Source organism: Stenotrophomonas sp. GD03958, from assembly GCF_029839005.1.
GTDB classification, from domain to species: domain Bacteria; phylum Pseudomonadota; class Gammaproteobacteria; order Xanthomonadales; family Xanthomonadaceae; genus Stenotrophomonas; species Stenotrophomonas hibiscicola.
The window spans coordinates 1-25,399 of the sequence record NZ_JAOBZT010000064.1; the positions used below are offsets into that span (position 1 = coordinate 1).

21 protein-coding genes are annotated in these 25,399 nt (G+C 68.3%); 14 read left to right on the forward strand and 7 right to left on the reverse strand.

The genetic code is table 11. From position 1 onward, the window contains the following. Positions 1-285: 285 nt before the first annotated feature. Positions 286-1,497 carry a tyrosine--tRNA ligase gene (tyrS, locus tag N5C25_RS16235; protein ID WP_251102048.1) on the reverse strand — a complete coding sequence of 404 codons (1,212 nt, stop codon included), beginning with the start codon at positions 1,495-1,497 and terminating at the stop codon, positions 286-288. A gap of 167 nt (positions 1,498-1,664) precedes the next feature. Between tyrS and N5C25_RS16240 the strand changes: the two genes are divergently transcribed. After that, entirely contained in the window at positions 1,665-3,137 is a 1,473-nt protein-coding gene (locus N5C25_RS16240) for a peptidoglycan DD-metalloendopeptidase family protein (RefSeq protein ID WP_262213607.1), read from the forward strand. Between the two features lie 65 nt (positions 3,138-3,202). Next, positions 3,203-4,330 carry an anhydro-N-acetylmuramic acid kinase gene (locus N5C25_RS16245; RefSeq protein WP_080398826.1) on the forward strand — a complete coding sequence of 376 codons (1,128 nt, stop codon included), beginning with the start codon at positions 3,203-3,205 and terminating at the stop codon, positions 4,328-4,330. A gap of 79 nt (positions 4,331-4,409) precedes the next feature. Here the strand turns inward: N5C25_RS16245 and N5C25_RS16250 are convergent, their stop codons facing one another. The 3 genes from N5C25_RS16250 to N5C25_RS16260 all read right to left on the reverse strand — a co-directional run bounded on the left by N5C25_RS16250 (position 4,410) and on the right by N5C25_RS16260 (position 6,888). Further along, on the reverse strand, positions 4,410-4,640 hold the full coding sequence (locus N5C25_RS16250) for a hypothetical protein (protein ID WP_005407775.1): 231 nt from the start codon (positions 4,638-4,640) through the stop codon (positions 4,410-4,412). A 77-nt stretch (positions 4,641-4,717) separates the two neighbouring features. Further along, positions 4,718-6,091, reverse strand: a complete 1,374-nt coding sequence (locus N5C25_RS16255; RefSeq protein ID WP_019661780.1) for an MFS transporter — start codon at positions 6,089-6,091, stop codon at positions 4,718-4,720. Then, positions 6,088-6,888 carry an exodeoxyribonuclease III gene (locus N5C25_RS16260; RefSeq protein WP_005420469.1) on the reverse strand — a complete coding sequence of 267 codons (801 nt, stop codon included), beginning with the start codon at positions 6,886-6,888 and terminating at the stop codon, positions 6,088-6,090. The genes N5C25_RS16255 and N5C25_RS16260 overlap by 4 nt, the downstream gene beginning before the upstream one ends. Positions 6,889-7,050: 162 nt before the next feature. On the opposite strand from N5C25_RS16260, the gene pyrE reads away from it, so the two are divergent. From pyrE to N5C25_RS16300, 8 genes are all read left to right on the forward strand, one after another. After that, on the forward strand, positions 7,051-7,710 hold the full coding sequence (gene pyrE, locus N5C25_RS16265) for an orotate phosphoribosyltransferase (protein ID WP_005420471.1): 660 nt from the start codon (positions 7,051-7,053) through the stop codon (positions 7,708-7,710). An 18-nt stretch (positions 7,711-7,728) separates the two neighbouring features. Next, on the forward strand, positions 7,729-8,391 hold the full coding sequence (locus N5C25_RS16270) for a hypothetical protein (protein ID WP_279937292.1): 663 nt from the start codon (positions 7,729-7,731) through the stop codon (positions 8,389-8,391). 174 nt (positions 8,392-8,565) lie between these two features. Next, a complete protein-coding gene (locus tag N5C25_RS16275) occupies positions 8,566-8,658 on the forward strand; it encodes a potassium-transporting ATPase subunit F (RefSeq protein WP_005407770.1) in 93 nt (30 codons plus the stop codon). A 12-nt stretch (positions 8,659-8,670) separates the two neighbouring features. Further along, positions 8,671-10,380: a potassium-transporting ATPase subunit KdpA gene (kdpA, locus tag N5C25_RS16280; protein WP_058981890.1), complete on the forward strand. Its 1,710-nt coding sequence runs from the start codon at positions 8,671-8,673 to the stop codon at positions 10,378-10,380. Positions 10,381-10,390: 10 nt separating this feature from the next. Continuing rightward, positions 10,391-12,448, forward strand: a complete 2,058-nt coding sequence (gene kdpB / locus N5C25_RS16285) for a potassium-transporting ATPase subunit KdpB (RefSeq protein WP_279937294.1) — start codon at positions 10,391-10,393, stop codon at positions 12,446-12,448. Next, the gene (gene kdpC / locus N5C25_RS16290) at positions 12,445-13,095 is read left to right on the forward strand and encodes a potassium-transporting ATPase subunit KdpC (RefSeq protein ID WP_279937296.1); all 651 of its coding nucleotides are present in this window, start codon (positions 12,445-12,447) and stop codon (positions 13,093-13,095) included. Before kdpB ends, kdpC begins: the two co-directional genes overlap by 4 nt. A 36-nt stretch (positions 13,096-13,131) precedes the next feature. Further along, positions 13,132-15,792 carry a sensor histidine kinase KdpD gene (locus N5C25_RS16295; RefSeq protein WP_251102052.1) on the forward strand — a complete coding sequence of 887 codons (2,661 nt, stop codon included), beginning with the start codon at positions 13,132-13,134 and terminating at the stop codon, positions 15,790-15,792. After that, on the forward strand, positions 15,773-16,486 hold the full coding sequence (locus tag N5C25_RS16300; protein ID WP_155028833.1) for a response regulator transcription factor: 714 nt from the start codon (positions 15,773-15,775) through the stop codon (positions 16,484-16,486). Before N5C25_RS16295 ends, N5C25_RS16300 begins: the two co-directional genes overlap by 20 nt. A 370-nt stretch (positions 16,487-16,856) precedes the next feature. On the opposite strand, the gene N5C25_RS16305 is transcribed toward N5C25_RS16300, so the two are convergent. Genes N5C25_RS16305 through coaBC form a run of 3 tightly spaced genes read right to left on the reverse strand, consistent with a single transcriptional unit; the run spans position 16,857 to position 20,947 of the window. Next, complete coding sequence (locus N5C25_RS16305) at positions 16,857-19,202, reverse strand: phosphomannomutase/phosphoglucomutase (protein WP_279937298.1); 2,346 nt, start codon at positions 19,200-19,202, stop codon at positions 16,857-16,859. 12 nt (positions 19,203-19,214) lie between these two features. Beyond that, positions 19,215-19,688: a dUTP diphosphatase gene (dut, locus tag N5C25_RS16310; protein ID WP_058981902.1), complete on the reverse strand. Its 474-nt coding sequence runs from the start codon at positions 19,686-19,688 to the stop codon at positions 19,215-19,217. Beyond that, entirely contained in the window at positions 19,685-20,947 is a 1,263-nt protein-coding gene (gene coaBC / locus N5C25_RS16315; RefSeq protein WP_058981909.1) for a bifunctional phosphopantothenoylcysteine decarboxylase/phosphopantothenate--cysteine ligase CoaBC, read from the reverse strand. Before coaBC ends, dut begins: the two co-directional genes overlap by 4 nt. 228 nt (positions 20,948-21,175) lie before the next feature. Here coaBC and N5C25_RS16320 point away from each other — a divergent pair, with 228 nt between their 5' ends. The 4 genes from N5C25_RS16320 (at position 21,176) to N5C25_RS16335 (ending at position 25,301) form a co-directional block, all read left to right on the forward strand. Then, positions 21,176-21,802, forward strand: coding sequence for a response regulator transcription factor (locus N5C25_RS16320; protein ID WP_058981911.1), 627 nt, complete (start codon positions 21,176-21,178; stop codon positions 21,800-21,802). Between the two features lie 70 nt (positions 21,803-21,872). Continuing rightward, positions 21,873-22,577: a DNA repair protein RadC gene (gene radC / locus N5C25_RS16325; RefSeq protein WP_058981915.1), complete on the forward strand. Its 705-nt coding sequence runs from the start codon at positions 21,873-21,875 to the stop codon at positions 22,575-22,577. A 114-nt stretch (positions 22,578-22,691) separates the two neighbouring features. Beyond that, positions 22,692-24,380 carry an arginine--tRNA ligase gene (argS, locus tag N5C25_RS16330; RefSeq protein ID WP_019661792.1) on the forward strand — a complete coding sequence of 563 codons (1,689 nt, stop codon included), beginning with the start codon at positions 22,692-22,694 and terminating at the stop codon, positions 24,378-24,380. A 21-nt stretch (positions 24,381-24,401) separates the two neighbouring features. Next, on the forward strand, positions 24,402-25,301 hold the full coding sequence (locus N5C25_RS16335; RefSeq protein ID WP_279937301.1) for an SPOR domain-containing protein: 900 nt from the start codon (positions 24,402-24,404) through the stop codon (positions 25,299-25,301). The last annotated feature ends 98 nt before the right edge of the window (positions 25,302-25,399 follow it).

A 25,399-nucleotide genomic window follows, 5' to 3' on the forward strand; every position in this document is an offset into this window, starting at 1 on the left:
GCCAGACTTTTTCAGTCCGTCAACACCTTCGTTCGATCATTTCGTTCGGCGGTGGTGGGCGCCCTGGTGTCGCTGAAGCCCCTTGGTGGCGACCCCTGCGACGGGGGAGGAGAAGTATGTCCCCATTCCCAACATTTGTGAAGGGGGTGTGGCGATTTTTTTCACCGGATGTTGCATCTGTTCATGCGCCGCGCTGCGGTAGGACCCCGTGAAGAGCAGCCGAGCGTGGGCTTGGCTCTACAAGAGCATAAGGAAGGGCCGGCTGGCGCCGGCCCTTCCTTGATGTCAGGCAGCGATCAGGCGTACGCGGACGAAGGTGCGCTTGCCTACCTGCAGCAGGCCTTCGAAGCCCGGCTGCAGCACCTGCTGGCCGTCTTCGACCACTTCGCCATCCACCTTCACCGCACGCTCCTTGAGCTTGCGGTTCGCTTCGGAGTTGCTCGGAGTCAGGCCGGCCGCGGTCAGCAACGCGGCGATGCGCAGGCCCTCGGCCGGAATCGCCACCTCCTGCAGCGGCAGCTGGGTGATGTCGCCCTGCCCGGTCACCGCCGCTTCCCAACCGGCGATCGCCTGTTCGGCCGCCGCGGCGTCATGGAAGCGGGTGGCCAGTTCACGCGCCAGGCGCAGCTTGACCACGCGCGGGTTCAGGCCGCCATTGGCCACCTGCTCGCGCAGCTGCACGGCCTCGGCCTGGCCGATGTCGAAGGACAGCAGCTCGATCCAGCGCCACATCAGGGTGTCGTCCACCTTCATTGTCTTGGTGACGATGTCGATGGCCGGCTCGCTGATGCCAATGTAGTTGCCCAGCGACTTGGACATCTTGTTGACGCCGTCCAGACCTTCCAGCAGCGGCATGGTCAGCACTACCTGCGGCTTCTGGCCGTGGTGTTCCTGCAGGCCACGGCCCATCAGCAGGTTGAACTTCTGGTCGGTGCCGCCGAGTTCGACGTCGGCCTCCAGGGCCACCGAGTCGTAGCCCTGCACCAGTGGGTACAGGAACTCATGGATGGCGATGGACTGCTGGGCGGCATAGCGCTTGGCGAAATCGTCGCGCTCGAGCATGCGCGCCACGGTGTGCTGGCCGGCCAGACGGATCATGTCGGCCGCGCCCATCTTGCCGAACCACTCCGAGTTGAAGCGGACTTCGGTACGGCTGCGGTCCAGCACCTTGAAGACCTGCTCCTCGTAGGTGCGGGCGTTGGCCAGCACATCGTCGCGGCTGAGCGGCTTGCGGGTCAGGCTCTTGCCGGAAGGGTCGCCGATCATGCCGGTGAAGTCGCCGATCAGGAAAATGACCTGGTGGCCGAGGTCCTGGAACTGGCGCATCTTGTTCAGCAGCACCGTATGGCCCAGGTGCAGGTCGGGGGCGGTGGGGTCGAAGCCGGCCTTGATCCGTAGCGGGCGGCCTTCCTGCAGGCGCGCACGCAGATCCTCGAGCTTGAGGATCTCGTCGGCACCGCGGCCGATCAGGGCAAGGGCTTCTTCAATCGAGGACACGTGACTACTCCCGGCAACGCCGATTCTTGTGTGGGGTGTTAAAGCAAAGTTAACCCGATTGGCTTCACAAAAGCCAATGGGCACAAGGGTTTGACGCGCTTTTATCAGGTGTCTATGGTAACCGGCGATCAGGCCCGCGCTCCCGGGCTGCAAGGAAAGAACCGCCGATGCACAACTCCGAACAAGGGCGCGCACGCAAGCAGCGCTTCCAGGAACGCCTCCACGTCCTGCACGACAACGCCCTGCATCGGAAGCTCAGGCAACACCTTCCCGCGGCCTTCAATGAGCGCTGGACCCGCCGCCACTGGGTGCATGCCAGCCTGTTCGCCACCATCGGCGCCCTGGTGGCGACGATCGTGCCGGGCTTCTCGCACACCATCGACGCTCCCTTTGCCGACAGCCATACCAGCCTGGCACTGCCGTTGCCGCCGCTGACCATGGCCCGCCAGCAGCAGGTGCCGGGCGACAGCTGGCAGGTGCTGCGCGTGCAGCGTGGCCAGACCCTGAGCGACCTGTTCGACAAGGCCGGCATTCCGGCCACCACCCTGCACCGGGTACTGGACCACCCGGGGGCGCGCGAGGCGCTGACCAAGCTGCGCCCCGGTGCCGAGATAGCCTTCGACATGCCGCTGTCCGGCGACCTGCGCAGCATCCGTTTCGACCGCGATGCCGACAACCGGGTGGAACTGAGCCTGGTTGGCGATGACATCAAGGAGAAGGTGACCCGACGCGAGACCTCCACGCGCACCGTGGTCACCAGCGGCGAGATCACCAGTTCGCTGTATGCCGCGGCCCGGCGGGCCGGGCTGTCGCCCTCGGCGATCGCGACGATGACCGACGAGATCTTCAAGTACGACATCGACTTCTCCAAGGACCTGCAGCCGGGCGACCGCTTCAGCGTGGTGATGGATGAAACCTGGCGCGAAGGCGAGAAGGTGGACACCAGCAAGATCCTGGCGGCGACCTTCACCACCGGTGGCAAGACCTATTCCGGCTTCCGTTTCGACCGCAACGGCAAGGCCGAGTACTACGACATCAACGGCCGTTCGTTGAAGAAGAGCTTCATCCGCATGCCGATTCCGTTCGCGCGGCTGAGCTCGACCTTCGGCGCGCGCAAGCACCCGGTGCTGGGCAAGATGCGCATGCACAAGGGCGTGGACTACGCCGCACGCACCGGCACCCCGATCATGGCCGCCGGCGACGCCCGCGTGCAGTTCGCCGGCGTGCAGCGCGGCTATGGCAACGTGGTGATCCTCGATCACGGCCGCGGCCACACCACCCTGTACGGGCACATGTCGCGCTTTGCGAACATCAAGACCGGCCAGCGCGTGGCCCAGGGCACGGTGATCGGCTACGTCGGCTCGACCGGCCTGGCCACCGGCCCGCACCTGCACTACGAATTCCGCGTCAACGGCGAGCACCGCAACCCGCTGACCGTGACCATGCCGCCGCCGGAGCCGCTGAAGGGCGCCGAGCTGGTCGCCTTCCGCGCGCAGACCGCGCCGGCGATGGCCCGCATCCAGGGCATGGAGAAGCTGATCTACGCCGATGCCAGCCCGGCACCGACCAGCCGCGACGAGGCCGCCACCGAGGTTGCCAGCGCCAAGGGCAAGCAGGCAACCGGCCGCAAGCGCGGCTGAGCCCCTTCGTTGACGAAGAAGGACGCGGCAGCACAAGCTTGCCGCGTCCTTTTTTTATGCCTGCCATGAACACACCTGCCGACGCTGACGCTTCCCTGTACCTTGGCCTGATGTCGGGCACCAGCGCCGACGGCATCGATGCCGCGCTGGTGCAGTTTCCCGCCGACGGTGGCTGCCGCTTCGTGCACGGGTTGACCGCCCGCTGGGAGCCGGTGCTGCGTGCGCGGCTGGTGGCGCTGGGTGAAGGCGGCCCGCTGGACTCGCTGGAGGAGCTCGGCGAGCTGGATGCGCGCATCGCGATCAACTTCGCCGAGGCTGCCAACCAGCTGCTGGCCGAAGCCGGCGTGGACCGCAGCCAGGTGCGCGCGATCGGCTCGCACGGCCAGACCGTGCGCCACCGCCCGCTGGCCGATCCGGCGTTCACCGTGCAGCTGGGCGACGGCAACCGCATCGCCGAGCTGACCGGAATCACCACGGTGTCCGACTTCCGTCGCCGCGACCTGGCGGCCGGGGGGCATGGCGCGCCGCTGATGCCCGCGTTCCACCTGGGCATGCTGGGCACCGCCGATGAGGACCGTGCGGTGCTGAACCTGGGCGGCATCGCCAACCTGACCCTGATCCCGCGCGAAGGCGCAGTGCGCGGCTTCGATACCGGCCCGGCCAATGCGTTGATGGATGCCTGGTGCCAGCGCCATACCGACCGCACCTTTGATGCCGACGGCGCGTACGCCGCCAGCGGCGCGGTGGACGAGGGCCTGCTGGCGGGCTGGCGCTCGGACCCGTGGTTCGCGCTGCCGCCGCCGAAGAGCACCGGCCGTGAGCAGTTCCACCTGGCCTGGGCCGAGGCGCACATGGCCGAGGGCCAGTACGCGGCGGCCGACGTGCAGGCGACCCTGCTGGAGCTGACCGTGGCAACGGTGGCCGATGCGCTGCTGGCGCAGCAGCCGCAGACCCGCCGCCTGCTGGTCTGTGGCGGCGGGGTGCGCAACCGGCAGCTGATGAAGCGCCTGGCGGCGCGGCTGCCGGGAGTGCAGGTGGAGTCCAGCGCGGTACACGGGCTGGACCCGGAATACGTGGAGGCGATGGGTTTTGCGTGGCTGGCGCAGCGGACCATGGAGGGACTGGCCGGCAACCTGCCGAGCGTGACCGGGGCCAAGGGGCCGCGGATCCTGGGGGCGATCCACCTGGCGTAAGGTGGCGCCATCCACGCATGGCGTGGATCTACCGGGCAGCCGCGCGTGGGCTCGGCTCTACAGCATTGCGGCGCGGCCGCTAATCGAAGCCCTGCCCTGCCGGCAGGGCCTGCAGGGCGGCGATGGCGTCGGAGAGTGCGTCCACTTCGGGATCGCCGAAGCCGGAGCGGACCTCCAGTTCACTGCTGAACAGGCCCTGCTCCAGCAAGGCGGCGCAGGTCTGTTCGTGAGTCCAGCCGCGGGCGACCGCGACGCGTTTGATGCGTTCCAGCAGCAGCGGGTCCAGGTCCCGCAGCACAACGTCGGCCATGCTCGCTTCCCCGTTCGCAAGGCACCGCCCCCTCGGCGCGTCGGGGCGATGATCCCGCAGACCGGACGGGCAGGCAATCAGGTCGAGCTGGCGGCCTGGCGACGACGCTGCTGCAGGATCAGCAGGGCGCACAGGATCACCACCGGGATCGCCACCAGCGCGGTACCGACGAAGAACAGCGCGTAGCCTTCCAGCAGCGTCCGGCCTTGTGCGAGCGCCTGTACCGACCACCCCGAGAGCCCCTTGAGCGCCTTGCCGGGCATCGCGTAGAACGAGCTCAGCAGCGCGTACTGGGTTGCCGTGTATCCGATGCTGGTCAGGCTGGACATATAGGCGATCAGCGCCGTACCGGCGAAACCGCTGGCGAAGTTGTCGATGGCCATGGCCACGGCGAAATGGGTTGTGTCCGGGCCGGAATAGGCCAGCCAGGCAAACGCCAGGTTGGAGGCCGGCCCAAGCACGGCGCCCACCATCAGCGCCGCCAGCACGCCCCAGCGCACCGAAACCAGGCCCGCCGCAGCAATGCCGACGAAGGTCGCGACCAGGCCCACCGAGCCACGCACGGCGCCCACGGTGTCCTCGTCCAGGCCGAGATCGACATAGAAGGGGTTGGCCATCGGCCCCATGACGAAGTCGGCCATGCGATAGATGCTGATGGCCACCAGGATCAGAATCGCGCCGCTGCGGTGTTCGCGGACGAAGGCGATGAACGGCCCGGCCACGGCGTCGAACAGACCGCGTGGCGTCCACAGCGAGGTCGCCTGTGCCTGCACGGCAGCCACTTCCCGCGCGGGCTCGCGGGCCATGAGCACGGCCACCACGCCAAGCGCCATCAGCACGGCCATGATCTCGTAGGAGACCTGCCAGCCGACACGGGCCGCGATGATCAGGATCAGCGCATCGGTGACCAGCAAGGCAGTGCGGTAGCCCAGCGCCGAGGATGAGGTCAGCAGGCCGAGCTGCTCGCTGTTGTCAGCGCTTTCGATGCGCCAGGCATCGATGACGATGTCCTGGGTGGCCGAAGCAAACGCCACGATCACGGCCATCACGCCGAATACGACGATGTGCTGCCAGTCGACACCCAGGAACTGGATCTGGCCGCCCTTGGGCTGGACCAGTGCCATGCCGACCAGCCCCACCACCACGACCAGCTGCGACAGCAGCATCCAGCCGCGGCGGCGGCCGAAACGACCGAACAGAGGCACGTCGGTCTTGTCGACGATCGGCGCCCACAGGAACTTCATGGTGTAGGCCAGCCCGACCCATGACAGGAAACCGATCGTGCTCAGCTCGATGCCTTCCTTGCGCATCCAGAAGCCGAGCGTGTTGCCCACCAGATAGATGGGCAGGCCCGAACTGAAACCGAGCAGCAGCATCGCCAGCACCTTGCGCTGGCTCAGGTTGGACAACACCTGCTGCCACGGTCGGCGCGGCTTGGCGGCCTCGGTCACAGGTCGTAGTCCACGGTGAACGGGGCGTGGTCGGAGAAGCGCTCGTCGCGGTAGATCGAACAGCTACGCAGTTTGTCGCGCAGGCCCGGGGTGATGAACTGGTAGTCGATACGCCAACCGACATTGTTGGCACGGGCGGCGCCGCGGTTGCTCCACCAGGTGTAATCCTCGCCGGTGGGGTTGAGCAGGCGGTAGGCATCGGCCCAGCCACGGCCGGCGGCGACATCGGTGGCCTGGCCATGGTCGGCGCACAGGGCGTTGAGCCAGTCGCGCTCCTCCGGCAGGCAGCCGGAATTCTTCTGGTTGGACTTCCAGTTCTTGATGTCCAGCGCCGAACGCACGATGTTCCAGTCGCCGCACAGCACGTAGTCGCGGCCGCTGCGCGCCCACTCCTCCAGGATCGGCCGCAGCCATTCCATCACTTCGAACTTGAAGCCCTGGCGCAGGTCGCCCGAGCTGCCGGACGGGATGTAGAAGGAGACCACGCTGAGGTTGCCGTAGCGTGCCTCGATATAGCGGCCTTCGTCGTCGAACGGGGCCCAGCCCAGCGAGGTGATGACCTGGTCCGGTTCGCGCTTGCTGTAGATCGCCACGCCGCTGTAGCCCTTCTTGGTGATGGCATCGCGATAGAAGCAGTGGTGCCCGTCCGGACGGAACATCGGGTCGGTCAGCTGGTCTTCCTGGGCCTTGGTCTCCTGGATGCACAGGACGTCGGCGTCCTGGGCACGGAACCAGTCGAGGAAGCCCTTGGTCGCGGCGGAACGGATGCCATTGGCGTTGAAACTGATGATGCGCATGCAAGGGACCTACGACAGGAAACCGGGCAAGCATACCGGTTGCCCACGGGGCTGCGCAGTCTGCCCGGCCAGGCCGCGATGCCCTTCACACGGGTCCGGACGAGCGCGAAACGCCCAGCTGGATTAGGATTTGTGCTCCAAATGAAGATGAATCGAGTTTTGATGAGCGACCACCGCCACCGTTTCCTGCAGCTGGCCCTGACCGCCGATGCCCTGCGCTTCGGCCAGTTCACCCTCAAGTCCGGCCGGCTGAGCCCCTATTTCTTCAATGCCGGTCGTTTCGACTCCGGCTCGCTGCTGTCGCAGCTCGGCGCCTGCTACGCCGATGCCATCGATGCCAGCGGGATCAAGTACGACGTGGTGTTCGGCCCGGCCTACAAGGGCATTCCGCTGGCCACCGCGATGGCCTGCGAGCTGGCCCAGCGTGGCCGTGACCTGCCGCTGTCGTTCAACCGCAAGGAAGCCAAGGACCATGGCGAAGGCGGCCAGCTGATCGGCGCGGACATGAATGGCAAGCGCGTGCTGATCGTCGATGACGTGATCACCGCCGGTACCGCGATCCGCGAAGCGCTGGGCATCATCCGCGCCGCCGGTGGCACCCCGGCCGGCATCGTGGTGGCGCTTGACCGCCAGGAGATCGCTTCGGAAACCGATCGCCGTTCGGCGGCGCAGTCGGTGGCCGAAGAGGCCGGCATTCCGGTAATTGCCGTGGCATCGCTGGCCGATCTGCTTGATTTCGCCTCCGGCAACCCGGAACTTGTGGGTTACCGCCAGCCGCTGGAAGCCTACCGGGCCCAGTACGGCGTTCGTTCGATCCGCTGACCGACCAGGGGAAAGGTCATGTCCCGAGTTCCTGCTGCTCTCCTTGCCGGCCTGCTGCTGGCCATGCCGTTCACGCTGCCGGCGCAGTCGCGGGGTGGCGACAAGGTGGAGAAGAAGCTGTACTGCTGGAACGAGGGCAAGGAGCGGATCTGCAGTGATTCGCTGCCGGCCGATGCGGTGAACCATGCCCGCGAGGAATTCAACGCGAAGAGCGGCCTGCGCAATGCGCAGGTCCAGCGCGCGTTGACCGACGAAGAGCGTGCCGCCGCCAGCACGGTGGCCGCGCAGCAGCAGCTGGACCTGATGGCCGAGCAGACCCGCCAGCGCACCGAGCAGGCGATGCTGACCACCTATGGCAGCGAGGACGACCTGCGCCGGGTGTTCGCCGAGCGCCAGGAAGTGCTGGACAACAACCTGAAGACGGCCGAGTACAACGTCACCAGCCTGCGCGAGTCGCTGGTGGCCCTGTTGTCGGCCGCCGGTGATCGCGAACTGGCCGGCGCCAAGGTGGCCGACAAGCAGGCCGGGGCGATCCGCCAGCGGCACGTGCAGCTGCAGGCGCAGCAGCGCCTGCAGGCCGGGTTCCTGCAGCAGCAGCAGGCGTTGAAGGCCGAAATTGAAAGCACCCTGCAGCGCTATCGCGAGCTGAAGGGCGTGGCGCCGGCTGCCCCGGCAGGCTGACGACGCTCCTGCCGCCGGGCATGGCCCGGCGCTACCCGTGGCCTGGTTACGGCCTGGCCCACGGAATTTATGCACTCTTTACGCGCCGGCCCGGTTCGGCGCGTAGTGCGTTTATGGGCGGCAGGACGACGATGGCGGCCTGAGGTGGAGGGGTTCCACCAGGACGCTATTGCAATGTCCCCCTGGCTGTCGTTGTTGTGTGGCGTGCTGGTGCTGGTCGCCGCCGCCTATCTTCTTTATGTCGTGCTGCGGCCCGAGTCGTTCTGAGCGGAGCCGGCCATGACTGAGATGCTTGTGATTATTGCCGCCAGCCTGCTGCTGGCGTGGCCGCTGGGCCTGTACCTGGCCCGCGTGATGCGTGGCACGCCGATGAAGGTGGACGTGCTGTTCCACTGGATCGAGAGGCCGCTGTACAGGGTGTTCGGCGTCGATCCATCGCGCTCGATGTCCTGGCGCGGCTACGTGCTTGCCTTCGTGCTGAGCAACGTGGTGGTCGCGGTACTGACCCAGGCCGTGTTCATGACCCAGGCCTGGCTGCCGCTGAATCCGGACCAGATCCCGAACATGCGCTGGGACACCGCGCTGCATACGATGATCTCGTTCCTGACCAACACCAACCAGCAGCACTATTCGGGCCAGGCGCAGCTGTCCTACCTCTCGCAGATGACCGGCATCACCGGCCTGCAGGTGGTGACGCCGATGATGGGCCTGGCGCTGGCGGTGGCCACGCTGCGCGCGTTGTTCTCGCGCGCGCCGCAGGCTACGGCGGCCACCGGTGCCGGCGACGACCGCCAGGTGGCGGTGGGCAACTACTATGTGGATGTGGTGCGCCTGTGCGTGCGCTTCGTGTTGCCGCTGTGCCTGGTGTGGACCCTGCTGCTGACCAGCCAAGGCGTGCCCTCGACGATGGCCGGTGGCCCGCAGGCCTCGCCGATCGATGCCAGCGCCGGCATGGCCCAGCAGAAACTGCCGCTGGGCCCGGTGGCAGCGATGGTCGCGGCAAAGCAGCTGGGCGCCAACGGTGGCGGCTGGTACGGCCCGAACAGCAGCTTCCCGCTGGAGAACCCGACCCCGCTGTCGAACGCGCTGGAGATCGTTGGCATCCTGCTGGTGCCGATGGCGGTGATCTTCATGATCGGTGCGTTCACCGGCCGGCGCCGGTTCGGCGCCCTGGTGTTCAGCTGCATGCTGGGCATGTCGCTGCTGTCCACCGGCGCGATGATGTGGAGTGAAGGCCACAGTGCCAGCGCCGCCACGCCGCTGCTGATGGAAGGCAAGGAGGTGCGCTTCGGCGCCGACGGCACGGCGCTGTGGGCCGCGGTGACCACCCAGGTTTCCAACGGCTCGGTCAACGGCATGCATGACTCGCTGGCGCCGCTGAGTGGCGGCATCGCGATGGTCAACATGCTGGTCAGCGCGATCTGGGGTGGCATCGGCTGTGGCCTGCAGCAGTTCATCGTTTACCTGCTGCTGGGCGTGTTCCTGGCCGGGTTGATGACCGGGCGTACGCCGGAACTGTTCGGCCGCAAGCTGGAAACGCCACAGGTACGCCTGCTGGCCCTGCTGGTGTTGCTGCAGCCGATCACCCTGCTGGTGTTCACCGCGATCACCCTGGCCGTGCCCGGGCTGGCCGGTACCTCCAACCCTGGCTTCCATGGCATCAGCCAGGTGTTCTACGAGTACGTCTCGGCCTACGCCAACAACGGCTCGGGCTTCGAGGGGCTGGGCGACGCCACGCTGTGGTGGAACCTGAGCTGCTCGCTGGTGCTGCTGCTGGGCCGCTTCCCGCTGCTGATCATCCCGCTGGTGGTGGCCGCACAGCTGGCCGCCAAGCGCCAGGCGCCGGAGTCTGCCGGCAGCCTGCAGATCGAAACCCCGACCTTCGCCCTGACCCTGGTCTCGGTGATCGTCATCCTGACCGTGCTGCAGTTCATGCCGGCGCTGGTACTCGGCCCGATCGCCGACCACCTCAGCCTGGGACTGCACTGAGGACACCCCGATGAGTACCCACGCAAGTTCCACCCGTAGTTCCCTTGCCCCGCGCCCTGCGCTGCTTGATGGCGCCGGCCTGCGCCGTGCGTTGATCGAGGCGGTGCGCAAGCTGTCGCCGATGCACCTGGTGCGCAGCCCGGTAATGGCGGTGGTGATGGCCGGTACGATCGTTGCCGCGATCGTCACCCTGACCGGCAATGCGCCGCTGGGCTTTGGCCTGGCGGTGACCGCGATCCTGCTGGTGACCGTGCTGTTCGGCAACTTCGCCGAAGCGGTGGCCGAAGCACGTGGCCGCGGCCAGGCAGCATCGCTGCGCCGCGCGCGCCAGGACCTGGTGGCGTGCCGCCTGGCCGCACCGCAGCCGGGGGCTGCGGAAACCCAGGTACCTGCCGCCGAGCTGCGCCCGGGCGATCATGTGATAGTCAGTGCCGGTGAGCTGGTGCCGGCCGATGGCGAGATCGTGCAGGGCCTGGCCACCATCAACGAGGCGGCGGTGACCGGCGAGTCCGCGCCGGTGCTGCGCGAGGCCGGTACCGACCGTTCCGGCGTGATCGGCGGCACCAAGGTGCTGTCCGACCAGATCATCGTGCGGGTGACCGCCGAGCCGGGCCACAGCTTCCTGGACCGGATGATCGCGTTGGTGGAAGGCGCCAACCGGCAGAAGACGCCGAACGAGATCGCACTGACCCTGCTGCTGGCGGCGATGACGCTGACCTTCCTGGTGGTGGTGGCGACGCTGCCGGCGATCGGGGCGGCGGTAGGCGTGCAGGTCGATCCGCTGCTGCTGATCGCACTGCTGGTCTGCCTGATCCCGACCACCATCGGCGGCCTGCTGCCGGCCATCGGCATCGCCGGCATGAACCGTGCGTTGGCCGCCAACGTGCTGGCCAAGTCGGGCAAGGCGGTGGAAGTCGCTGGAGACGTGGATGTGCTGCTGCTGGACAAGACCGGCACCATCACCTACGGCGACCGCCAGGCCAGCCACTTCCATCCGCTGGCCGGCATCGACGCCAGCCAGCTGCGCGAGGCCGCACTGCTGTCCTCGCTGGCCGACCCGACCCCGGAAGGCAAGTCGATCGTGCGCCTGGCACGCGAACAGGGCTGCGCCACCGCCGAGCCGGACCGTGCCGAGTACCTGGCCTTTACTGCCCAGACCCGCATGTCCGGCGTCGACCTGGAACATGGACGGCAGATCCGCAAGGGCGCCGCCGATGCGATCCGCGCCCACGTGCAGGCGCTGGGCGGCAACGTGCCCGCCGAGCTGGCCGGTCGCGTCGAGCAGGTGGCACGCAACGGCGCCACCCCGCTGGTGGTGGCTGAGGGTCGCCACGTGCTGGGCGTGATCGAGCTATCGGACGTGGTCAAGCACGGCATGCGCGAGAAGTTCGCACAGCTGCGGGCGATGGGTATCCGCACGGTGATGATCACCGGCGACAACCCGCTGACCGCCGCCGCCATCGCTGCCGAGGCCGGCGTCGACGACTACATCGCCGAGGCCCGTCCGGAAGACAAGCTGGCACGCATCCGCCAGGAACAGGCCGGTGGCCGCCTGGTGGCGATGGTGGGCGATGGCACCAACGATGCTCCCGCGCTGGCCCAGGCCGACATCGGCCTGGCGATGAACTCCGGCACGCAGGCGGCGAAGGAGGCCGGCAACATGGTCGACCTCGATTCAGACCCGGCCAAGCTGCTGGCGGTCGTGGAAGTGGGCAAGCAGCAGCTGATCACCCGCGGTGCGCTGACCACCTTCTCGCTGGCCAACGACGTGTCCAAGTACTTCGCGATCCTGCCGGCGCTGTTTGCCGCGGCCGTTCCGACCATGGCCGCATTGAACGTGATGCAGCTGTCGAGCCCCCGCAATGCGGTGCTGGCGGCGCTGATCTTCAACGCCCTGGTGATTCCCGCACTGATCCCGCTCGCCCTGCGTGGCGTGCGCTTCCGTCCGGCCACCGCCACCGCGCTGCTGCGCCGGAACATGCTGGTGTACGGCCTCGGCGGCGTGCTGTTGCCGTTCGCGGCGATCAAGCTGATCGACCTCTTCCTTGTCCTGGTATTCGGCGCATGAACCGTTCTGCTTCCACCTCTTCTTCCCTGTCCCGCGAACCGAAAGCCGAGGCCCGCGTGGCCAGCCTGCAGGACGGCGCCCTCTGGCGCCCGGCGATCGGCCTGGGCCTGGCCACCCTGCTGCTGGCCGGCGCGGTCTACGCCGGCATTGCAACTGGCTTCGCCGGCCTGGCCTACCCCACCCAGGCCGAGGGCAGCCTGCTGCGCGATCGCAGCGGCCAGGTACGCGGCTCGGCATGGCTGGCGCAGCCGTTCACCGGTGACGGCTACTTCCAGGCGCGGCCGTCGGCGGCCAACTACGACCCGATGGCGGCAGCCGGTTCCAACATGGCGCGCAGCAACCCGGCGCTGGCCGAGCGCGTCGCCGCCAGCACCGCTGCGGTGGCCGCGCGCGAAGGCGTCGCCGCGGCGCAGGTACCGGCGGACCTGGTGACCCAGTCTGCCGGTGGCCTGGACCCGCAGCTGTCGCCGGCAGCGGCACAGCTGCAGGTGGCGCGCGTGGCGCGTACCCGTGGCCTGCCGGTGGAGCAGGTGCAGGCGCTGGTGCAGGCGCATACCGAAGGGCGCCAGTGGGGCCTGTTCGGCCAGCCGCGGGTGAACGTGGTGACGTTGAACTTCGCGCTGGACCATGCGGCCAAGGCACCGTGATGCCGGCCTGCACCGGCTGCGCGCACAATGGCACCCATGACTGATGCGCGTACCCGCCAGGCCGATGCCCTGGTTGAAGGCCTGCAACGCGAAGCCGGCGGCAAGCTGACCGTGTTCCTCGGCGCGGCGCCAGGCGTAGGCAAGACCTACACCATGCTGACCCGCGCGCAGGAACAGCTGCGCCGCGGCGTGGACCTGGTGGTGGGGCTGGTGGAAACCCATGGCCGCGCCGACACCCAGGCCCTGCTGGAGGGCCTGCCGCAGCTGCCGCTGAAGGACGTGGCCTACCACGGCCACACCCTGCAGGAGATGGACCTGGATGCCGTGCTGGCACGGCATCCAGCGCTGGTGCTGGTGGATGAACTGGCCCACCGCAATGCACCGGGCAGCCGCCATGAGCGGCGCTGGCAGGATGCGATGGAGCTGCTGGACGCCGGCATCGACGTCTGGACCACGGTCAACATCCAGCATCTGGAAAGCCTCAACGATGTGGTGATGCGCATCACCGGCGTGCGCGTCAGCGAGACCGTGCCGGATGGCGTGCTCGATCGGCTGCACGACATCGTGCTGGTCGATCTGCCGCCGCGCGAACTGATCGCTCGCCTGCAGCAGGGCAAGGTCTATGTGCCCGAACAGGCCGCGCAGGCACTGCAGGCATTCTTCTCGCCGGCCAACCTGACCGCGCTGCGCGAACTGGCCATGCAGGAAGCTGCCGACCGCGTCGACAGCAGCCTGCGCGAAGCACGCGCCGCACGCGGCGAAGGCAATCTGCCCCTCCGTCGCGGCGTGCTGGTGGCCATTGATGGCGGCGGCCAGAGTGAATACCTGGTGCGCGTGGCGAGGCGCATCGCCGAGCGGCGCGACGCACCGTGGACGGTGGTGACCGTGCAAGGGCGACGCCAGGACGAGGCGACCCGGCGCGAGATCGATGCTGCCTTCGCGCTGGCACGGCGCCTGGGCGGCGACGCCGAACTGCTGCACGGATCGAGCATCGCCGATGCCCTGCTCGACCATGCCGCGCACAATGGCGTATCGACCCTGGTGCTGGGCCGGACCCGCGAACGGCCGCTGGCGCGGATGTTCAACCGCACCCTGACCCAGCAGCTGATCCAGCGCGGCGCGCACTACGAGATCACCATCATCAGCACCCCGCAGGCACGTGCGCGCTCGCGCCGCGAGGGCCTGCTGCCGCCGATGCGCGGCATCAGCCATGAACCGGTGCAGGCACTGGTCGCCACCGCACTGGCCTGTGCGGTGGCGTGGCTGGCCGAACACTGGGTGGGCATGGCCGACCTGTCGATGGTGTTCATCGTGGCGGTGGTGCTGGTGGCCGCACGCACGCGCGCCAGCGTGGCGGTGATGGCGGCGATCCTGTGCTTCCTCGCCTACAACTTCCTGTTCATCGCGCCCCGCTTCACCTTCGCCATCGGTGCACGCCAGGGCGTGATCACCGTTTTCCTGTTCCTGGCCGCGGCACTGGTGGCCGGGCGCCTGGCCTCGCGCCTGCGCATGCAGGTCATCGCGCTGCGTGCGGCCAACCGGCATGCGCGTGCGCGCCAGCAGCTGGGGCGGCAGCTGGCCAGTGCGGCCGGCAATGGCGAGGTGGCACAGGCGGGTCGGCACGCACTGGAACAGGCCATGGACGTACCGGCGTGGCTGCGGATCGGCGCCGATACCGCAACCGATGGCCGTTCGCAGCCGGGCGATACCGATCTGGCCGCCGCCGACTGGGCCCTGCGCCACGGCCAGCCCAGCGGCCGCTTCACCGACACCCTGGCCGGTGCGCAGTGGTGGTTCCTGCCCCTGCTGGATGGCGAAGACCGCGCCATCGGCGTGGCTGGCCTGTACCTGCCCGGCGCGCAGGCGCGCCTGCTGCCCGAACAACGGCAGCTGGCCGAGGCGATGGTGGATGACATCGCGCAGGCCGCGTTGCGCACCCGCCTGGTGGCCGAACTGGAGCAGGCGCATGTCAGCAACGAGACCGAGCGGTTGCGATCGGCCCTGCTCTCTTCGGTGTCGCACGACCTGCGCTCGCCGCTGGCGGCGATGATCGGTTCGGCCGACAGCCTGGCCAGCTATGGCGCGGCGATGGATACGGCCGATCGCCGTGCTCTGCTGGACACCATACTGATAGAAGGCGAACGGCTGGATCGCTACATCCAGAACCTGCTGGACATGACCCGCCTCGGCCACGAAGGACTGAAAATCAACCGCGACTGGATCGGCGTGGACGAACTGATCGGCTCGGCGGCGCGGCGCCTGCAGCGCTACCAGCCGAAGGTGCGGCTGGAGCTGGACATTCCGGCCACGCTGGCGCCGATCTGGGTGCATCCAGCGCTGGTCGAACAGGCGGTGTTCAACGTGATGGAGAACGCGGCCAAGTTCTCGCCGCCCGATGCCGCCGTGCAGGTGCAGGCGCGCGAACTGGACGGCCAGCTGCGCATCGACGTGATCGATGCCGGCCCCGGCATTCCCGACGACGAACGCGCGCGCATCTTCGACATGTTCTACAGCGTCGAGCGCGGCGACCGCGGCCGCCACGGCACCGGCCTGGGCCTGACCATCTGCCAGGGCATGATCGGTGCGCATGGCGGCAGCGTGCAGGCGCTGCCCGGACGCGACGGTCGCGGTACCCTGATCCGCATCACCCTGCCCCTGCTCAAGCCAGCCTCCCACGATGAGCCCGACCCCGATTGACGCCAGCGTGCCGGCCGCACGCGTGCTAGTGATCGATGATGAAACCCAGATCCGCCGGTTCCTGGACATCAGCCTGCGCGCGCAGGGCTACCAGGTGCGGCAGGCTGCCACAGGCCAGGAAGGCCTGCAGCTGGCCGCCAGCGAGGACATGGACCTGGTGATCCTGGACATCGGCCTGCCGGACATGGAAGGCCATGAGGTGCTGGAGCAACTGCGGCAGTGGAGCCAGGTGCCGGTGATCATGCTGACCGTGCGCGCCGGCGAAGCCGAGAAGGTACGCGCGCTGGATACCGGCGCCAACGACTACGTGACCAAGCCGTTCGGTACGCAGGAGCTGATGGCGCGGGTGCGGGCGCTGCTGCGCACGCGCAGCGTGCCGAGTGATGGCACGCCACCGATTTTTGACGATGGCCACCTGCACGTGGATCTGGTGCGCCGCGAAGTGGCCCTGGAGGGTGAACCGGTGGCGCTGACCCGCAAGGAATACGCGCTGCTGTCACTGCTGCTGCGCAACGCGGGCCGGGTGGTGACCCAGCCGCAGATCCTGCAGGAGATCTGGGGGCCGACCCACCAGCACGACACCCACTACCTGCGCATCCTGGTCGGCAAATTGCGGCACAAGCTGGGTGATTCAGCGCTGGATTCGCGCTACCTGTTCACCGAGCCGGGCGTGGGGTTGCGGTTCAAGGGGTGAAAGCGTGCCGACCAACGGTCGGCACCCGCCAAAGCAAATGCGGAAGAGCATCCACGCATGGCGTGGATCTACTGTGTCGACCAAGGTCGACACCTACCAACAGCCGCCGGAATCTGTCAGAGGTGGGGCGGGGTGTCAGCCGCATGGGCCCGAGGCATGCCTCGGGCGGGTTGGGCAGGACGCCCAACCCCGGTCTTGCCGTGTGCGCAGGACAGCGCACACGAGCAAGCGGCGACCGAGCTTACATGGACGTACTTGCAGCGTCCCCCGTAACCGGACCCACCCCCGCATCCCACGGATAGCCGGCCTTTGACGTTGACGTTGACGTTGAAGTTGCTTCGGCGGGTGCCGGGCGCAGCCCGGCCCGACCTCAGAACCCCAGCGGGGTGTCGCCCAGCACCGGCTGCAGCTGGCTGCGGAACAACGCCTGGATGCGTTCCAGTGCGGCCTCGTCGTTGCCCTCGAAGCGCAGCACCAGCACCGGCGTGGTGTTGGAGGCCCGCACCAGGCCCCAGCCATCGGGGAAGTCCACGCGCAGGCCGTCGATGGTCGACAGTCGGCCGCCGACATACGGGTTGTCCGGCGACTGCGCCGCCGCCACCAGCATTGCCACCAGCGCATGCGGCGTGCCGTCGGCCACCGGCACCTTCAGCTCCGGCGTGGCCACCATCTCCGGCAGCTCGCCCAGTACCTCGTCCGGGGTCTCCTCGCGCTGGGCCAGGATCTCCAGCAGGCGCGCCGCCGCATACAGGCCATCGTCGAAACCGAACCAGCGCTCCTTGAAGAAGAAGTGGCCGCTCATCTCGCCAGCCAGTTCGGCATCGGTCTCGCGCATCTTCGCCTTCATCAGCGAATGCCCGGTCTTCCACATCAGCGGGCTGCCACCATTGCGCAGCACGTGGTCGGACAGCTTGCCGGTGCACTTCACGTCGTAGATCACCATCGCACCGGGGTTGCGCATCAGCACGTCGGCGGCGAACAGCATCAGCAGGCGGTCGGCATAGATGATTTTGCCGTCAGCACTGACCACGCCCAACCGGTCGCCATCGCCATCGAAGGCGACGCCGAGGTCGGCCCCGAAGCGCTTGACCGTCTGCACCAGGTCTTCCAGGTTGGCCGGTTCGCTCGGATCGGGATGATGGTTGGGGAAGGTACCGTCGACATCGCAGTACAGCGGAATGACTTCAGCACCGATGGCTTCCAGCAGTTGCGGTGCCAGTGCGCCGGCCACGCCGTTGCCGGCATCGGCCACGACCTTCAGCGGACGGTCCAGCTGCACGTCGTCGGCGATGCGCTGGATGTAGTCGGCACTGACATCGCGCTGCTGGTAATCGCCCGGCTCCGCAGCCTGTACCAGGCGGCCCTCGACGATGCGCGCGTAGAGATCGGTGATGGCATCGCCGGACAGCGTCTCGCCGCCGATGACAACCTTGAAACCGTTGTACTCGGGCGGGTTATGACTGCCGGTCACCGCCACGCAGGTGCCGGTACGCAGGTGGAAGGCGGCGTAGTACACCACCGGAGTCGGCGCCAGGCCGATGTCGATCACCGCACAACCCGCGCGGCGCAGGCCCTCGGCCAATCCTGCGGCCAGTTCCGGGCCGGACAGGCGGCCATCGCGACCGATCACCACCTCGCGCAGGCCCTGCTCCAGTGCCACGGTACCGATGGCCTGGCCGATCAGCGCGGCGGTCTTCGGCGTCAGTTGGCTGCCCACCACGCCGCGGATGTCGTAGGCGCGGAAGATACCGGCCGCCAGTTCCTCGGCCGGAACCGGCGGCGGGGGCGGCGGTGCACTTTCAGTGGTGCTGGCCCCGGCCACCGGCGGCGGGGCCATCTGCAGGCTCTCGCTCAGGGTCGGGCCATGATCCGCTTCCGCCACGGCCGCACGCCGCGGCAGCGGCAGCGTCTTCGGCAGGCGGCCGCGACCCACCACCAGCAGTACGGCGATGAACGCCAGCAGCAGCGCAACGATGGCGCTGGCCAGCGAACCCAGGCCCAGCGGACCAGGTTCGATATTGGGTACCGCGGCCACCAGCCGCAACGGGGTACCCGGGATCGGCCGCGCCAGGACTTCGGCACTTTCGGCCAGGCTGGCATCGCCCAGGGCGACGAGGTCATGCGCGCCCTGGCGCAGGCCAAGGAAACCGGCCGATGGCGCACTCACCTGGTCCAGCGGCGAGGTCAGGCGCAGCAATGGCTGGCGCACGTAGAGCACTGCCGGGCCCAGGCTGCCCAGCGGCACCGGTGCCGCCAAGCCAAGACGATTGCCACCCCCATCGCGGACCACGCGCAGGCTGGGGCCGGCCTCGGCAAGCGCTCCTTCCAGCAACGCCAGGCGGGCATAGCCGAACGTGGCCGGGTCGGCGTAGGCATTGGTCAGATCGGCGGTCAACACTTCAGCATGCTCGACGCCGGTCCAGCTCTCGCGGACCGCGAGTGCCGCCGCAGCGGCATCGCCGGCCTGCAGCGCCTGCTGCACGCGCTCGTTCTTCAGCTGCTGCTGCAGCTGCTTCAGCTGGCCGGCGGCGGCCTCCTGCAGGCCCTGCACAGCCTGGTCGCGCGCAGCTTCCAGCGCCTGGCCGGTGGCCTCCTGGCGCCATTGCTGCACCGCTCTCCATCCGAACCAGCCGGCCAGCAGGACCAGCAGCACCCCCAGTAGTGGTGCACTGCGTCCCAACGACCGTCCCCGCTGTCCTTCCCCGATGCCGCTCATCGATGTCCCCTGTCAACGCACCCCGGTATGGCCGAATCCACCCGTTCCGCGCACGCTGTCGGTGAAAGTATCCACCACCTGCAGGCTGACGCGGGCAATCGGCACCACCACCAGCTGCGCGATGCGATCACCCGGCTCGATGGTGAACGCCTCGCGGCCACGGTTCCAGACGCTGATCAGCAGCGGTCCCTGGTAGTCGGCGTCGATCAGGCCGGTGCCATTGCCGAGCACGATGCCGTGGCGGTGGCCGAGCCCCGAACGCGGCAGGATCACCGCGCACAGGTGCGGGTCGGCGATGTGGATGGCCAGGCCACTGGGCACCAGCGCGGTGTCGCCCGGCTGCAGGGTCAGCGCGGTATCCAGCGCCGCGCGCAGGTCCATGCCGGCGCTGGCTTCGGTGGCGTAGGCCGGCAGCGGCCAGCTGTCGCCAAAGCGCGGATCGAGCAGCTTGACCTGCAGCGGGTGGGAAGTGGATGCCTGGGTCATGCCTGGAGTCTCCGCGCGATCAGCGCCAGCAGTTGTTCGGCCAGCTCGCGCTTGGAAGTGGCCGGGAATACCTGTTCGCCGTCCTGCCAGAAGGCCGTGGCGGCATTGTTGTCGCTCTCGAAACCGCCGCCACTGATGCCGACCTGGTTGGCGATCACCAGGTCCAGGCGCTTGTCGACCAGCTTGCCGCGCGCGTATTTCTCCACGTCGTGGGTCTCGGCGGCGAAGCCGACCACCAGCTTCAGCGACTGCGTCTGTGCAGCGACTTCGGCGAGGATGTCCGGCGTGCGCACCAGTTCGATCACCAGCGACTGGCTGTCGGCGGTCTTCTTCAGCTTCTGCGCGGCGACCTGCCGCGGCGTGTAGTCGGACACCGCGGCGGCACCGATATAGATGTCGGCGGGCAGCGACTTCAGTACGGCATCGCGCATCTGCGCGGCCGAGCGCACGTCGATGCGCTGCACGCCCGGCGGCGTCGGCAGCTGTACCGGACCGCTGACCAGCACCACCTGCGCGCCCAGCGCGGCGGCAGCGGCGGCCAGGGCAAAGCCCATCTTGCCGCTGCTGCGGTTGCCGACGTAGCGCACCGGATCGATGTCTTCATAGGTCGGGCCAGCGCTGATCAGCAGGCGCAGCCCCTGCAGCGCGTGGGTTTCCGGTGCGGCAACCGCCGCTGCAGCACTGCCATTGGCCGCCAGCGCGGCGACGATGTCGCCGGGCTCGGCCAGACGACCCGGACCGGATTCGCCTTCGGCCAGCGGACCGTCGACCGGGCCGATCACCTGCGCACCACGCTGGCGCAGCAGGGCGATGTTGGCCTGGGTGGCCGGATGCAGCCACATGCGATGGTTCATCGCCGGGCAGATCGTCAGCGGCGCGGTGCTGGCCAGGCACAGAGTGCTGACCAGGTCATCGGCGTGGCCCTGGGCCAGCCGCGCGAGCAGATCGGCGGTACCTGGGGCGACCACGATGCGATCGGCCCAGCGCGCCAGTTCGATATGGCCCATGGCCTGTTCGGCGGCGCTGTCCCACAACGTGGTGCGGGTCGGCTGCCCGGACAGCGCCTGGAAGCTGAGCGGAGTGACGAACTGCTGGGCACCGGCAGTCATCGCCACCTGCACCTGGGCACCGGCGTCGCGCAGGCGCCGCACCAGTTCCAGGGCCTTGTAGGCCGCGATCCCGCCTCCGACGCACAACAGCAGTTTCTGACCTTCCAGCGCGCGGGCCGGCGCGGGAGAAGCGTTGGGGGAGTCAGCCACCTGGAATTCCTGTGCAAACGAGGGCGCTAGCTTACCCGAAGGTCGGTAATGTCCCGGTGCCCGGTGCACATAGCGGGCGGCTATCAGCAGATGGAGCCCGCCTGCATTGACCCGGCATTCACCCGGTATCGGTTTCGGACCTTTCCTATACCTCCAGGGGCCTGCGCTTTTGCAGAATCAGGCATTGGCTGCCGCCCGCCGTGGCCTGTTCGATCTTCGAGGAACCGCGTGCGTCCACGCATCATCATTGCCGACGACCATCCCGTGGTCCTGCATGGCATCGCCATCGTGCTGCAGACCTACCTGATGGACATCGTCGGCAGTGCGCGTGACGGCGCCCAGCTGCTGAACCTGGTGGACCGCCACGACTGCGATGCAGTCCTGACCGACCTGTCGATGCCGGGTGCCGGCCCGGACGGTCCGGAGCTGATCGACGCGCTGCGCATGCGTCGCCCTGGCCTGCCGGTGGTGGTGCTCACCGGCGCCCGCCATCCCGGCCTGCTGGACGGCCTGCTGCGGGAGGGCATCAGTGGCCTGGTCGACAAGTGCGCCGATTTTGCCGAGCTGCCCCAGGCGCTGAACGCCGCATTGGCCGGGCACGTATTCGTCTCCCAGCAGCTGCGCCATCACCTGCAGGCCCGCGACCTGCTGTTCCCGCGCGAACCGGCACCGCTGTCGGCACGCGAGAAGGAAGTGCTGGATCTGCTGGCGATCGGCCTCAACGTGAACGAAGTCGCCAAGCGTTGTGGGCGCAGCCCGAAGACCATCAGCCGGCAGAAGGCCGAAGCCAAGCGCAAGCTGGGGCTGCAGAACAACCAGGAACTGTTCGACTACCTGCAGACCCGGCGCGACTGAGGTATCGACCGACCCGGGACCGCGGCAAGCCCCGATGGGAGACGCCGCCGAAGCTGGCGATGATGCAGGCATGCCCATCCATGACTGGCCCGAACAGGAACGCCCTCGCGAGAAGCTGATCGCGCGCGGGCCCACGGCACTTTCCGACGCCGAGCTGCTGGCCCTGTTCCTCGGCTCCGGCTTCGGCGGCCGTGATGCCGTGCAGACCGCGCGCGACCTGCTGCAGGCGCATGGCCCCTTGCGGGTGCTGCTCGACCGTCCTGCGGGCGAACTGGCCCGCTTGCCCGGGCTGGGCCCGGCGCGCAGCTGTACGCTGGCTGCCGGGCTGGAACTGGCCCATCGCTACCTGGCGGCTGAGCTGGAGCACGGCGAAGCGGTGGGCAACAATCCGGCGGCGGTCGGCCGCTACCTGCAGCACCGGCTGCGTGGCCAGGCCCGCGAGGTCTTCATGGCCCTGTTCCTGGACAACCGCCACCGCCTGATCGCCTGCGAAGAGCTGTTCCACGGCACCATCAACGCCGCGCCGGTCTACCCCCGCGAGGTGGTCCGGCGTGCCCTGCTGCACAACGCGGCGGCGGTGATCCTCAGCCACAACCATCCTTCGGGCGACCCTGAACCGTCCAGCGCCGATACCCGCATCACCGATGAACTGCAGCAGGCGCTGGCGATGGTGGACGTGCGCCTGCTGGACCACTTCGTGGTCGGCGAGGGCCGTCCCGTTTCATTTGCTGAACGGGGCCTGCTGTCCCCGCCCCAGCCTCGGCTGTTCGGCTGAGCGCGCCCCCTCCAGGCGCCACCGGCCGCCCCCGCAGGCATGTTCCGGTCAGCGTGGGCGAGGGTACATGCGCTAAAATGGGCGATTCCGCCGCTCATTCTCACAGCAGGCCTCGTGAAAAATCTCCTCCGCGCCCTGATCAGCCAAGGCATCGAAGCCTTGCGCGCCAATGGCACCCTGCCCGCCGACTCCCTGCCGCCGGACTTCGTGGTCGAGCGCCCGAAGACCCGCGACCACGGCGACTTCGCCACCAACGCCGCGATGCTGCTGGCCAAGGCCGCGCGCAGCAATCCGCGCGCACTGGCACAGGCTCTGGTCGAGGCGCTGCCGCGCAGCGAGGACGTCAGCAAGGTCGAGATCGCCGGCCCCGGCTTCATCAACTTCCACCTGGCCCCGGCCGCGTACCAGCGCGAAGCCGCGTCGGTCATCAAGGAAGCCCACGACTACGGCCGCAACCTGTCCGGCAATGGCCGCACGGTGGGCGTGGAGTACGTGTCGGCCAACCCGACCGGCCCGCTGCATGTCGGCCATGGCCGCGCGGCGGCCATTGGCGACTGCGTGGCGCGCGTGCTCGATGCCAACGGCTGGAACGCCAAGCGTGAGTTCTACTACAACGACGCCGGCGTGCAGATCGAGAACCTGGCACTGTCCACCCAGGCACGGATCAAGGGCATCGCGCCGGACCAGGACGGCTGGCCGGAAGGTGGCTACCGCGGTGAATACATCGTCGACGTCGCCCGCGCCTACATGGCCGGTGCCAGCGTTGATCTGGAAGGCAGCACCGTGGTGGGCGCCAAGGACCCGGACGACATGCAGGCGATCCGTCGCTTCGCCGTGGCTTACCTGCGCAACGAGCAGAACCTGGACCTGGCTGCCTTCGGCGTCGACTTCGACATCTATTTCCTGGAAAGCTCGCTGTACGCCGACGGCAAGGTGGCAGAAGCGGTGGCCAAGCTGCAGGCGTCGGGGCATACCTACGAGGAGGGCGGCGCGCTGTGGCTGCGCAGCACCGACTTCGGTGACGACAAGGACCGCGTGATGCGCAAGTCCGACGGCACCTTCACCTACTTCGTGCCGGACGTGGCCTACCACCTGTCCAAGTGGCAGCGCGGCTACGAGCGCGCGATCACCGAACTCGGTGCCGACCACCACGGCTCGCTGGCGCGTGTGCGCGCCGGCCTGCAGGCGATGGAAGTGGGCATTCCGCAGGGCTGGCCGGAGTACGTGCTGCACCAGATGGTCACCGTCATGCGTGGCGGCGAGGAAGTGAAGCTGTCCAAGCGTGCCGGCAGCTACTTCACCCTGCGTGACCTGATCGAGGAAGCCGGCCGCGATGCCACCCGCTGGTTCCTGATCGCGCGCAAGCCCGATTCGCAGCTGACCTTCGACATCGACCTGGCCCGCCAGCAGAGCAACGACAACCCGGTGTTCTACGTGCAGTACGCGCATGCCCGCGTCTGCAGCCTGCTGCGCCAGGCGCAGGAGAAGGGGCTGGTGTATGAACAGGCTGATGGCCTGGCCAACCTCGGCCGCCTGGCCGACGACGCTTCGCTGCTGCTGATGAACGAGATCTCGCGGTACCCGGAAGTGGTGGAGGCGGCCGGCGTGGCGCTGGAGCCGCATCTGGTGGCGCAGTACCTGCGTGAATTGGCGCACGCGTTCCACACGTGGTATCACGGGACGCCGGTACTGGTGGAAGATGCCGCCGATCGCAACGCCAAGCTGACCCTGGCCTGCGCTGCCCGCCAGGTGCTGGCCAACGGCCTCGACCTCCTGGGCGTCAGCGCCCCGGAAAAAATGTAAGCATCAGGAGACGCAGTACCCATGGCAGCACGACGCGGCAAAAACCAGGCACGACGCAACAGCAGCAGCCAGGGCACACCCGGATGGGTGTGGCTGGTCGCTGGCGTGGCGATTGCGGCCGTGGTGTTCCTGGCGGCGCCGAACCTGTTCAAGGGCGAAGGCGATGGCTTCCTTCGCGCCGGACCGCAGCCGAACCCGAACGCGCAACCGGCCCCGGTCGCTGACGCCGACAGCGATGTCGGCACCCAGCCGGCCGCACAGCCTGCTACGCCGAAGCCGGCCGAGCCGGAAAAGCCGGCCGCGACCCAGTACGACTTCTACACCCTGCTGCCGGGCAAGGAAGTTGAAATGTCCGACGCCGAACTGGCCGCCAGCGCGCGTGCCGAAGACCAGCGCCGGGCCAGGGCCGAAGCGCAGCGCGCGCAGGCTGCACTGGAAGGCAAGCCGGTTCCGCCGCCCGCGGCGCCAGCACCCACAGCCACGGCCAGCGTGGCCAGCACCGCCCCGGTGACCGCGACCAGCCGTCCGCTGCCGGCACCGCTGAGCGAACGCCCGGCGGCGGCAACACCTGCAGCCGGCACCCCAGCGGCGTCGACCAGCAGCGCCGCGGCCACGCCTGCAGCACGTGCGGAAGCCGCACCGGCAGCGACCGGTACTCCGGCAGCTGCTGCACCGGCTGCCGCCGACAACGCCCGCTACATCCTGCAGGCCGGTGCGTTCGGTGCCTCCGGCGATGCCGAGGCGACCAAGGCCAAGCTGGCGATGATGGGCCTGGCGGCACGCGTGGAATCGGCGCAGATCAACGGCAAGACCGTGTACCGCGTGCGTATGGGACCGTATGGGAGCGCCGGCGAACTGTCCGAGGCCAAGCAGAAGCTGGATGGCACCGGCCTGCAGGCGATGGCGATCAAGGCACAATAAGCCTGCCGCTGTGAACGAAAAAGCCGGGCAATGCCCGGCTTTTTCGTTCTGTAGAGTCGAGATCCTATGTTCGTGGTCAAGCCTGCTGGAAGCAGGCT

Bases quoted from the DNA above. Each gene is read 5' to 3' on its own strand.
- N5C25_RS16240 (WP_262213607.1), top strand. From the start codon at position 1,665: ATGCACAACTCCGAACAAGGGCGCGCACGCAAGCAGCGCTTCCAGGAA.
- N5C25_RS16245 (WP_080398826.1), top strand. From the start codon at position 3,203: ATGAACACACCTGCCGACGCTGACGCTTCCCTGTACCTTGGCCTGATG.
- N5C25_RS16250 (WP_005407775.1), bottom strand. From the start codon at position 4,640: ATGGCCGACGTTGTGCTGCGGGACCTGGACCCGCTGCTGCTGGAACGC.
- N5C25_RS16260 (WP_005420469.1), bottom strand. From the start codon at position 6,888: ATGCGCATCATCAGTTTCAACGCCAATGGCATCCGTTCCGCCGCGACC.
- pyrE (WP_005420471.1), top strand. From the start codon at position 7,051: ATGAGCGACCACCGCCACCGTTTCCTGCAGCTGGCCCTGACCGCCGAT.
- N5C25_RS16270 (WP_279937292.1), top strand. From the start codon at position 7,729: ATGTCCCGAGTTCCTGCTGCTCTCCTTGCCGGCCTGCTGCTGGCCATG.
- N5C25_RS16275 (WP_005407770.1), top strand. From the start codon at position 8,566: ATGTCCCCCTGGCTGTCGTTGTTGTGTGGCGTGCTGGTGCTGGTCGCC.
- kdpA (WP_058981890.1), top strand. From the start codon at position 8,671: ATGACTGAGATGCTTGTGATTATTGCCGCCAGCCTGCTGCTGGCGTGG.
- kdpB (WP_279937294.1), top strand. From the start codon at position 10,391: ATGAGTACCCACGCAAGTTCCACCCGTAGTTCCCTTGCCCCGCGCCCT.
- kdpC (WP_279937296.1), top strand. From the start codon at position 12,445: ATGAACCGTTCTGCTTCCACCTCTTCTTCCCTGTCCCGCGAACCGAAA.
- N5C25_RS16295 (WP_251102052.1), top strand. From the start codon at position 13,132: ATGACTGATGCGCGTACCCGCCAGGCCGATGCCCTGGTTGAAGGCCTG.
- N5C25_RS16300 (WP_155028833.1), top strand. From the start codon at position 15,773: ATGAGCCCGACCCCGATTGACGCCAGCGTGCCGGCCGCACGCGTGCTA.
- N5C25_RS16305 (WP_279937298.1), bottom strand. From the start codon at position 19,202: ATGAGCGGCATCGGGGAAGGACAGCGGGGACGGTCGTTGGGACGCAGT.
- dut (WP_058981902.1), bottom strand. From the start codon at position 19,688: ATGACCCAGGCATCCACTTCCCACCCGCTGCAGGTCAAGCTGCTCGAT.
- radC (WP_058981915.1), top strand. From the start codon at position 21,873: ATGCCCATCCATGACTGGCCCGAACAGGAACGCCCTCGCGAGAAGCTG.
- N5C25_RS16335 (WP_279937301.1), top strand. From the start codon at position 24,402: ATGGCAGCACGACGCGGCAAAAACCAGGCACGACGCAACAGCAGCAGC.